The organism is Sinomonas sp. (genome assembly GCF_051955515.1).
GTDB lineage: Bacteria > Actinomycetota > Actinomycetes > Actinomycetales > Micrococcaceae > Sinomonas.
This window is the reverse complement of record NZ_JBQCGQ010000133.1, coordinates 1-9,881: the sequence shown is the minus strand read 5'-3', so window position 1 is coordinate 9,881 and position 9,881 is coordinate 1. Positions and strand designations below refer to the sequence as shown.

Here is a 9,881-nt window from a genome sequence, read left to right as displayed (position 1 = left end):
CCTCGTTCCAGGGGAACAGGCTCATGAGCACGGTCAGCGTGAGCACGTAGAAGAGGAGGACCCGGACCGGAACCGTGTTGACGGCCTGCGGTATGGCTCGCTTGGGGTCGGCCGCCTCGCCGGCGGTCACGCCGATCGTCTTGACGCCGCCGAACGCGAACACGACCACGGAGAACGCCGCGAGCATCCCCCCGAAGCCGTTCGGCATGAAGCCGCCGTGGTCCACGAGCTGCCCGAAGCCAGGCTGGTGGGCGCCAAGCTGGACACCGAAGACGATGAGCGCGGCACCGCCGAGGATCATCGCGCCGATGGCAACGACCTTCACGAGCGAGAACCAGAACTCGAGTTCGCCGAAGACGCGGACGCTCAGAAGGTTGATGCCCGTGAGGAAGAAGATGACGGCCAGGATCCAGATCCATCGAGGCGTCTCCGGGAACCAGAAGCCCATGTAGATGGAGAAGGCTGTGACGTCGGCGATGGCCACGATCGCCATTTCGAAGACGTACGTCCAGCCGGTCACGAAGCCCGCGAGCGGGCCGAGGTAGCGCCCCGCGTACTGGCTGAACGAGCCGGCGACGGGGTGGCGCACGGCCATCTCGCCCAGGGACCGCATGACCATGAAGACGGCGGCTCCGGCGATCATGTAGGCGATGAGGACGGCGGGCCCCGCGGCCTGGATCGCGGAGGCCGAGCCGTAGAACAGGCCGGTCCCGATGGCCGATCCCAAGGCCATGAACCGGATGTGGCGGACGTTGAGGCCGCGACTGAGCACGGCGGGTGAATGCTGCATGGGGGATTCCTCGCGTCGCTGGGAAGATCCCTTCCACTCTCCCGGCCGGGAAGGGCCTGTGAGTGGCATCACGAGCGTCCGGTGTCTGGCATTGCAGACTCGCGCCTGCGCGCAGGAGGTGCGCTCCGCTGTCGTCCGCCTGCACACTGGAGTTCGGTATTTCAGACACACTCCGCTCCCGAGGTTCCCACAATGTCCGAACTCAAGTCCAAGGTCCCTGCCGCCGAGAGCACGCTGCGCATCCTGCGCCTGCTCGCCTCGCGTCGGGGCCCGCAGCCCGCCGCAAGCATCGCCTCGGCCCTCGGGCTGCCGCGGTCCACCGTCTACCATCTGCTCGCCGTCATGGAGGAGAACGGCTTCGTGATGCACCTCGCGGAGGAGCGGCGGTACGGGCTCGGGATCGGCGCGTTCGAGCTCTCGAGCGCCTATTCCCGCCAGGAGCCCCTCTCGCGCCTGGGCCGCCCCATGCTCGCCTCGCTCGTCGACACCCTCGGAGAGAGTGCTCACCTCGCGGTCCTGCACGGCCGCGACGTGCTGTACATCGTCGAGGAGCGGGCCAAGAACCGGCCCTCGCTCGTGACCGACGTCGGCGTCCGCCTCCCCAGCCATCTCACGGCGAGCGGGCGCGCGATCCTCGCGGCCCTGCCGAAATCCCAGGTCCGTGCGCTCTACCCCAACGCCGCGGCGTTCAGCGAGCGGACCGAGGAGGGCGAGCACATCCGCAGCTACGCGGCGCTCCAATCCGCGCTCGATCAAGTCCGCCAGCGTGGCTACGCGACGGAGGACGGCGAGGTCACCTCGGGGTTCGCATCGGTCGCCGCCGCGGTCAAGGACCACGCGGGTTGGCCGACGGCGGCCGTCGCCGTGACCTTCCTCGGCGAGAAGGTGCCGGGGGGCGAGCGCGACGAGCTGGCGCGGCAGGTCGCGCGGGTGGCGGCGGAGCTCTCGCACCGGATCTACGGGCGCGGCTGAGCCCTGCCGGATTCCGACCGGAATCGGGCGGGGATCGGGGCGATTCTTCGGCGTGTCGTCGCGGCTCGCCGCACGAGCGCCGGCAATCCCGGTCGGAAACCGTTCAGCCCCCTGGGCACGTCTGGAATCCCGGACAACGCCCAACGAAACCCCCTGTTTCCGGCGTCGTCGTCGCGGTGTCATGGATACAGAAGGTTCACCCGGACGCCTTCCCCGCACAGGCCTCCATCATCGACGCAGGAGTCACGATGACCATCACCCATCAGTCCCAGTCCACCGCAGCCGCGGCAGGCAAGGCGGACTTCACGACCGGTGCCCGCCCGGTCCGCGCCCCTCGCGGCACGGAGATCACCGCAAAGTCCTGGCAGACCGAGGCGCCGATGCGCATGCTCATGAACAACCTCGACCCCGAGGTCGCCGAGCGTCCCGACGAGCTCGTCGTCTACGGCGGCACGGGCCGCGCGGCCCGCGCGTGGAAGGCCTTCGACGCGATCATCGACACGCTCAGGGACATGGACGACGACGAGACCCTCCTCGTGCAGTCCGGCAAGCCGGTGGGCGTCTTCCGCACCAACAAGTGGGCGCCGCGTGTGCTCATCGCCAACTCGAACCTCGTGGGCGACTGGGCGAACTGGCCCGAGTTCCGCCGCCTCGAGGCCGAGGGCCTCACGATGTACGGCCAGATGACCGCGGGCTCGTGGATCTACATCGGCACCCAGGGCATCCTGCAGGGCACGTACGAGACGTTCGCCGCCGTGGCTGCCAAGCGCTTTGACGGCTCCTTGAAGGGCACCCTCACCCTCACGGGCGGCTGCGGCGGCATGGGCGGCGCGCAGCCGCTGGCCGTGACCCTCAACGGCGGCGCGGTCCTGATCGTGGACGTCGACGAGACCCGCCTGCGCCGCCGCGCCGGCAAGCGCTACCTCGACGAGGTCGAGACGGACCTCGACGCGGCCCTGGCCAAGGTCGTCGCAGCGAAGGCGGAGGGCCGTGCGCTCTCGGTCGGGTACGTGGGCAACGCCGCCGACGTGTTCCCGGAGATCCTGCGCCGGCACCGCGCGGGCGAGCTCACGGTCGACATTGTGACCGATCAGACCTCGGCCCATGACCCGCTGAGCTACCTCCCGAGCGAGTACACCGTGGAGCAATGGCACCACGAGGCCGAGGCCGACCCCGAGGGCTTCACCAAGAAGGCCCAGAACGCGATGGCCCGCCACGTGCAGGCGATGGTCGAGTTCCAGGACGAGGGCGCCGAGGTCTTCGACTACGGCAACTCGATCCGCGACGAGGCCCGCAAGGGCGGCTACGAGCGGGCGTTCGAGTTCCCCGGCTTCGTCCCGGCCTACATCCGCCCGCTGTTCTGCGAGGGCCTCGGCCCGTTCCGCTGGGTCGCCCTCTCCGGCGATCCGGAGGACATCAAGGTCACAGACCAGGCCATCAAGGAGCTCTTCCCGGAGAACGAGCACCTGCACCGCTGGATCGACGCCGCCGAGGAGTTCGTCGAGTTCGAGGGGCTCCCGGCCCGCATCTGCTGGCTCGGCTACGGCGAGCGTCACAAGGCGGGCCTGCTGTTCAACAAACTTGTCGCCGAGGGCAAGGTCAAGGCCCCGATCGTGATCGGCCGCGACCACCTGGACTCCGGCTCCGTGGCGTCTCCGTACCGCGAGACCGAGGCCATGAAGGACGGCTCCGACGCGATCGCCGACTGGCCCCTCCTGAATGCCCTGACGGCCGCTTCCTCCGGCGCCACCTGGGTCTCGATCCACCACGGCGGCGGCGTCGGCATCGGCCGTTCCATCCACGCCGGCCAGGTCTCCGTGGCCGACGGCACGGAACTCGCGGCCGCCAAGCTCACCGCCCTGCTCACCAACGATCCCGGCATGGGAGTGATCCGCCACGTCGACGCCGGCTACGAGCGCGCCGTCGACGTCGCCGCCGAACGCGGCGTCAAGATCCCCATGGCCGGACGCTGACAAAGGAACCTGACATGACCCTCACCGCTCCCGAAACCGGCCTTCCCACCGAGGTGACCCTCGCCCTCGGCGGGCTGACGGCGGCCGACGTTGTCGCCGTCGCCCGCTACGACGCGAAGGTGGCCGTCGCGCCTGAGGCTCTCGATGAGGTGGCACGCGTCCGTGCCCACGTCGAGGCGCTCGCCGCGAGCGAGACGCCCGCCTACGGCATCTCCACGGGCTTCGGCGCCCTCGCCAACCGCCACATTCCGCAGGAGCTGCGCACGCAGCTGCAGAAGTCCCTCATCCGCAGCCACGCGGCGGGCATGGGGCCGGCGGTCGAGCGCGAGGTGGTCCGCGCGCTCATGCTCCTGCGCGCCAAGACCCTCGCGTCGGGCCGCACGGGCGTGCGGCCCGTGGTCCTCGAGACGTTCGTCAAGCTCCTCAACACCGGGATCACCCCGGTGATCCGCGAGTTCGGTTCGCTCGGCTGCTCGGGCGATCTCGCGCCGCTCAGCCACGTCGCCCTGGTGCTCATGGGCGAGGGCGAGGCGGTAGGCCCGGACGGCGAGGCGTTCGGCGGCCGCGGACAGCGGACGACAGCGGAGCTCCTCGCCGAGCACGGCATCGAGCCGGTCACCTTGGCGGAGAAGGAGGGCCTCGCGCTGGTCAACGGCACGGAGGGCATGCTCGGCATGCTCCTCATGGCGCTCCACGACCTCGACGCACTGGTGAAGACCGCCGACATCACGGCTGCACTCTCCATCGATGGGCTCATGGGCACCGACCAGGTGTTCCTGCCCGAGCTTCACGCGCCTCTTCGGCCGCACCCCGGGCAGGCGGCCTCGGCGGCGAATATCCTTGCCGTCCTGCGCGGGTCCAAGATCGTCGAGTCCCACAAGACCGGCGACACCCGCGTTCAGGATGCCTACTCGCTGCGCTGCGCCCCTCAGGTTGCCGGCGCCGTCCGCGACACGATCGCGCATGCGCGCATGGTGGCCGAGCGCGAGCTCGAGGCGGCGATCGACAACCCCGTGGTGCTTCCCGACGGGCGCGTGAGCTCGAACGGCAACTTCCATGGAGCCCCGGTGGCCTACGTGCTCGACTTCCTGGCGATCGCCGCCGCGGACCTTGCGTCCATGGCCGAGCGCCGCACTGACCGGATGCTCGATCCAGCGCGCTCGCACGGCCTACCGGCGTTCCTCGCGGACGATCCCGGCGTGGACTCCGGCCTCATGATCGCGCAGTACACGCAAGCCGGCCTGGTCTCGGATCTCAAGCGACTTGCCGTCCCGGCCTCCGTGGACTCGATCCCGAGCTCGGCGATGCAGGAGGACCATGTGTCGATGGGCTGGCACGCGGCCCGCAAGCTCCGCAAGGCGGTGGAGAACGTGCGGCGGGTGCTCGCGATCGAACTCGTGACCGCGGCGCGCGCGATCGACCTCCGCACCGCGATGTCCGACGGCGCCCTCGTCCCGGGTCCCGGCGGCCAGGCCGCGCTCGAGGTGCTCCGCCAGACGGTGCCGGGGCCCGGCGTCGACCGATTCATGTCGCCCGAGCTCGAGGAGGCCGACGCCCTCCTCGCGCGCGGCGAGGTGCTCACGGCGGTGAATTCCGCCGTCGGCGGTCTGGTCTGACCACAGCGCTGGAGAAGTGCACAACGGTTCCTGAGGATCGTCGTATGGGGTTACATGGCGACGCGCCTCAGGAACCGATAGAAACGATGTATCCGCAATGACGCGGGTCACAATGGGCACCAGGGACAGATACCGGAGGGGTTTAGGAACATGAAGGCACGCGAGGCAGTACTGACCAGGCGAGAGGCGCACCAGGCGCCCCTCACCCACTGGGGCGAGCTTCGGGCCGATGAGCCGGTAGAGGTGGTCAAGCACGCACAGGTCGTTGCCGCGGGGCGGGTCGAGGAGGTCTCGCTGAGTGGAAATGTGCTCTGGCTGAGCGCGGAGGGCACCGAGCCGCGCCGCCTGTTCCTCAAGTCTGACGGCGTACTCGTGCGCCGCGCCTGAGTTCCCTCGCTCGCAACGGGGAACGCTGCAAGCCAAGAGGGCCCGCACCGCTGATGGTGCGGGCCCTCGTGGCTGTTCGCTGGTTCGTCCCGAGAGTTAGGCCTGGGATGCCTCGGGCTGGGTGTCGACGAGGACGAGCTCGGGACGCGCGGCGCCGTCGGGCACACTGGCGAGGCGCGCGTCGAGCTGCTTCGACACCACGCTCCGCGCCGAGCGGCGGACCACGAGGGCGCGGGCCTCGACGTCGTGAGCATGCCGCGCGAGGACCTCAGCGGCGGCAGCGCGATCGCCGACGCTGTGGAGGACCAGCCCGCGGGCCGTCAGGCCGTGCGCCGCGAGCCGGTCCAGATGGGACGTCACGGCGGCGCGGGCCTCCTCCTCGGTCTCGGGGCTCACCGCGAGCTCCTCGATGACGTCGGTCTCGCGAACGTGGACGATTTCGAGCGGCGCGCCGTCCCTGCGGGCGATCCGAGCGGCCTGGTCCACTACGCCCGCGGCCGACTCGTTGGCGCGCACGGCCACGACCACGGGCCGCCCGGCGCCGCGCGTAACCGGGCTCAGCGGCTCGAGCGTCGGCCGGATGACCTCCGGTTCCTCGGCCTCGCGCTCGGCCTTCGCCACGAGCTTGTGGCCGGAGGCCAGGACCGGGATGGCGAGCAGGAACGCGACGGCACCGACCCAGAACGCCACGCTCTGGTTCGTGGACTCGGCGATCTTGCCGGCCACGAACGGCGCCAGGCCACCGCCGATGAAGCGGATGAAGCCATACGACGAAGACGCGACCGAACGCTCCACCGGGGCTACCAGCATGACGGCCTGAGTGGTGAGCGTGTTGTTGATGCCGATGAACGCGCCGCTGATGATGACGGCGACCACGACGACGGCCGGCGTCGCCACACCGAGCGCGATCACGGCCATGACCACGGCGAGGCCGAGCAGGTTGGCGTAGAGCACGGGTGCGGTGCCGAAGCGGCGCTGGAGCCGGGGCGCGAAGAACACGGCGAAGAGGGCTACGAGGATGCCCCAGCCGGTGAACACGAGCCCGAGCTCGTGAGCGTCGAGCTTCATGGGGTAGGGGGCGTAGCCCAGCATCGTGAAGAAGCCCCAGTTGTACAGCAGGGCCATGAGGCCCATGATCAGCAGGCCCCGGTGGCGGAGCGCCGTGATGGGGGCGCTGAGCTTGGTCTTCTGCGCGGGCTTGGGCTGCTTGGGGACGAAGAGCAGCGTCGCGATGAGTGCGATGCCCATGAGGACCGCAACCCCGTAGAACGGGCCGCGCCAGCTGATGCTGCCGAGCTCGCCGCCGAGGAGCGGACCCACGGCGATGCCGATCCCCAGCGCGGTCTCGTAGAGGATGATCGCCCCCGAGAAGCCACCCTTGGCTGAGGCGACGATGACGGCGAGGCTCGTGGCGATGAACATGGCGTTGCCGAGGCCCCAGCCGGCGCGGAAGCCGATGATCCCGCCGATGGTGTCTGAGGTCCCCGCCAGGGCGGCGAACACCACGATGACGGCCAGCCCCACAACGAGGGTCCACTTCGAGCCGATGCGGCTCGAGACCCAGCCGACGCCGAGCATCGCCACAGCGGTCACCACGAGATAGCTCGTGAACAGGAGGGAGACGTCGGCTGGCGAGGCGTGGAGCCCTGACGCCAGTGCGGGAAGAATGGGGTCCACGAGCCCGATGCCCATGAACGAGATGACGCATGCGAACGCCACCGCCCATACCGCGCCCGGCTGTTTGAAGGGATTCGTCTTCTGGCCGTGTGGTGCACTCATCGTCGGCTCCTCCTAGTTCTCGGCCTCGTCGTCCTGTTGCCCGGCTTTGCCTTGGTCCACCAAGCCCTGGTCCACCAGGCGCTCGAGTGCGGGGAGGGCGTTCGCGATCGCGGCCCGGTCTTCGCGTCCGAGCCCCCGGAGGAGGTCGTCGAGGAAGGCGATTCGCCGGGCTCGGCGCTGCTCGAGCACGTCGCGGCCGCGGTCGGTCACGCTCACGAAGACGCTCCGGCGGTCTCCCTCGGGCGTTTCGCGGGCCACGAGGCCCTCGCTCTCCATGCGCGCGACGAGCTGGGTCATGGCCGGCTGCGACACGCCTTCGACGCGCGCGAGCTCGGTCACGCGGAACGGTCCGTCGGCGCCCAGGCGGCTGAGCGCAGACGCGACCGACGGGGAGATGCCGCCGACGGCGGAGATGGTTCGCAGGCGCCGAACCAGCTGCTCGAGCAGGGTCGAGAAACGGCCGACCAGAACAGGATCGGCGAGGCGTTCCGGACTCATAGGCCGATTATGACATAAGGAGATTATGCATCTCTAGCAGAGAATGGTGTCCACCAATCGCGCGGCCACGCGGGCGGTGCGGCCGTCGACGTCGTACGACGGATTGAGCTCGGCGAGGTCTGCGTGGACCAGCTTGCCGCTGGCCACCACACGGCGCACGACGGCGACAATCACCTCGAGCGGCACCCCGAGCGCCGCGGGGGCGGAGACCCCGGGGGCGACGGCGGCCGGCAGGACGTCCAGATCGATCGTCAGGTAGACGGCGTCGAGCCCGGAGAGGAAGTCCTCGACGAACGATTCCGCGGTCTCCCGCGTGGCGTACTCGTCGAGAAGATAGCGCACGCCGAGCTCGTCCGCCCGCCGGAACAGCGCGAGAGTGTTGTTGGGCCGCGAGATGCCGACGACGGCGTACTCGAGCGTGCGCCCCGCGGCGGCTTCCGCGCGGGCCATCTGGAGGAACGGGGTGCCGGAGCTCGCCCGGTCTTCCGCGCGAAGATCGAAGTGGGCGTCCAGGTTGAGCACGCCGACGCGGGACCCGGCCACGCGTTCCGAGTCCACGACGCCGAGGTAGCTTGCGTACGCGGTCTCATGCCCGCCGCCGAGCGTGACGGTCAGGGCTCCGGCGTCGAGCATGGACGTGATCAGCTCGCCGCAGCGCTCCTGTCCGCCTTCGAGGTCACCCGGAGCCACCTCCTCGCCCAGCTCCACGGTGACGTCGCCGGCGTCGAACACGTCCCTGCCCAAGTGAAAGGCGAGCGGTCCGAGGGCGGCGCGGATCGCGTTCGGTGCGGCCGCAGCGCCCACCCGTCCCTTGTTGCGGCGTACGCCCTCGTCGCTTGCGAAGCCGAGGAGGACAGCGGGCCTGCCGGCGCCCTGCGCTTCCGCGGCCACCGCGGCTTCGGCGAGGGCTTGGGGCGTGCACGGCTGCACGGCCTGCCACCAGCGGCGGTGTTCGGGCGAGTCGCCGTCGTGCCGCCCGGTCCAGGGCATGGGAGAGACGTCAGGCGCAGGGGAGGTGTCGCGCGCAGGGGAGACATCAGTGGACACGGCGGGAGAGGTGACTTCGCTCATCACACCAGCACAGCGCACCTGGAAGGGGGCGCGCCAGAGTCTGGGCCGAGAGATGTCCGGGGGTCCGTACACGTTCCCGCAGTGCGCCGAAACCCCGGTGCGCGGGTTCGTGCTGGTCCTCTAGCGGTTGACCTTGTCGAGCTTGAGCATTTCGGCGATGACGGCGTCGAGCTCGGAGTCCTGGAAGATCTTCTTCCAGTCGTCCTTGATGATGGTGCGCTTGCCGTACTGGATCGCGATCTCGCAGGCCTCGGAGAAGGGGTTCGAGCCGCGGAGGGCGTTCGTGAGCGCGATCTGGGTGTGGCCGAAGAGCATGGCCTTGGCGGCCTCCTCGGGCACCCCTACGGTGTGGACGGTCTCGTGCAGGGCCTCGTTCAGGAGGGTGCCGATCATGCAGGCGACGGTCTCCACGAGGGTGGGCTCGAGGACGGCGAGCTGGTAGACGGTGACCCAGTGGACGTCGATCACGGGGGCGTACATGGTGCGGATGACGGCCTCGGCGCGGTCGCGGGCACCGGCGGGGGCGTCGTCGTCGATCGCGGCGACGACGTTCTGGGGTGCGCCGGCGCCGCCGAAGGTGTCGGCCCACTCCTCCTTGGTGGTGCGCTCGAGGAACACCGAGGGGTGGCAGGGGTGGGCGACGGCCTGGACGACGTCCTCGCGCTTGGCGAGCAGGCCCGCGTAGGCGGCGGCCGGGTCGAGGGTCAGGAGGATCGCGCCGGGCTTGAGCTGGGGCACGACGCCTTCGGAGACCTTGCCGAGGACGACGTCGGGCACGGCGAGGATGACGACGTC

The 9,881-nt window shown here is 70.0% G+C and carries 9 protein-coding genes; 4 read left to right on the top strand and 5 right to left on the bottom strand.

The window, feature by feature from the left end; genetic code table 11:
• Positions 1–790: amino acid permease (locus tag ACTHL9_RS07380; RefSeq protein WP_440518200.1), on the bottom strand; the 790-nt coding region annotated here is incomplete at its 3' end.
• A gap of 192 nt (positions 791–982) precedes the next feature.
• Here ACTHL9_RS07380 and ACTHL9_RS07375 point away from each other — a divergent pair.
• The 4 genes from ACTHL9_RS07375 (at position 983) to ACTHL9_RS07360 (ending at position 5,738) form a co-directional block, all read left to right on the top strand.
• Complete coding sequence (locus ACTHL9_RS07375) at positions 983–1,762, top strand: IclR family transcriptional regulator (protein ID WP_440518199.1); 780 nt, start codon at positions 983–985, stop codon at positions 1,760–1,762.
• Positions 1,763–2,010: 248 nt separating this feature from the next.
• On the top strand, positions 2,011–3,735 hold the full coding sequence (gene hutU / locus ACTHL9_RS07370) for a urocanate hydratase (RefSeq protein WP_440518198.1): 1,725 nt from the start codon (positions 2,011–2,013) through the stop codon (positions 3,733–3,735).
• A 14-nt stretch (positions 3,736–3,749) separates the two neighbouring features.
• Positions 3,750–5,351, top strand: coding sequence for a histidine ammonia-lyase (gene hutH / locus ACTHL9_RS07365; protein WP_440518197.1), 1,602 nt, complete (start codon positions 3,750–3,752; stop codon positions 5,349–5,351).
• A 150-nt stretch (positions 5,352–5,501) separates the two neighbouring features.
• Complete coding sequence (locus tag ACTHL9_RS07360) at positions 5,502–5,738, top strand: hypothetical protein (protein WP_440518196.1); 237 nt, start codon at positions 5,502–5,504, stop codon at positions 5,736–5,738.
• Positions 5,739–5,834: 96 nt separating this feature from the next.
• Here the strand turns inward: ACTHL9_RS07360 and ACTHL9_RS07355 are convergent, their stop codons facing one another.
• The 4 genes from ACTHL9_RS07355 to ACTHL9_RS07340 all read right to left on the bottom strand — a co-directional run.
• Entirely contained in the window at positions 5,835–7,517 is a 1,683-nt protein-coding gene (locus ACTHL9_RS07355) for an MFS transporter (protein WP_440518195.1), read from the bottom strand.
• A gap of 12 nt (positions 7,518–7,529) precedes the next feature.
• Positions 7,530–8,015, bottom strand: a complete 486-nt coding sequence (locus ACTHL9_RS07350) for a MarR family winged helix-turn-helix transcriptional regulator (RefSeq protein WP_440518194.1) — start codon at positions 8,013–8,015, stop codon at positions 7,530–7,532.
• Between the two features lie 33 nt (positions 8,016–8,048).
• Positions 8,049–9,086: a formimidoylglutamase gene (hutG, locus tag ACTHL9_RS07345; protein WP_440518193.1), complete on the bottom strand. Its 1,038-nt coding sequence runs from the start codon at positions 9,084–9,086 to the stop codon at positions 8,049–8,051.
• A gap of 120 nt (positions 9,087–9,206) precedes the next feature.
• Positions 9,207–9,881: phosphogluconate dehydrogenase C-terminal domain-containing protein (locus ACTHL9_RS07340; protein WP_440518192.1), on the bottom strand; the 675-nt coding region annotated here is incomplete at its 5' end.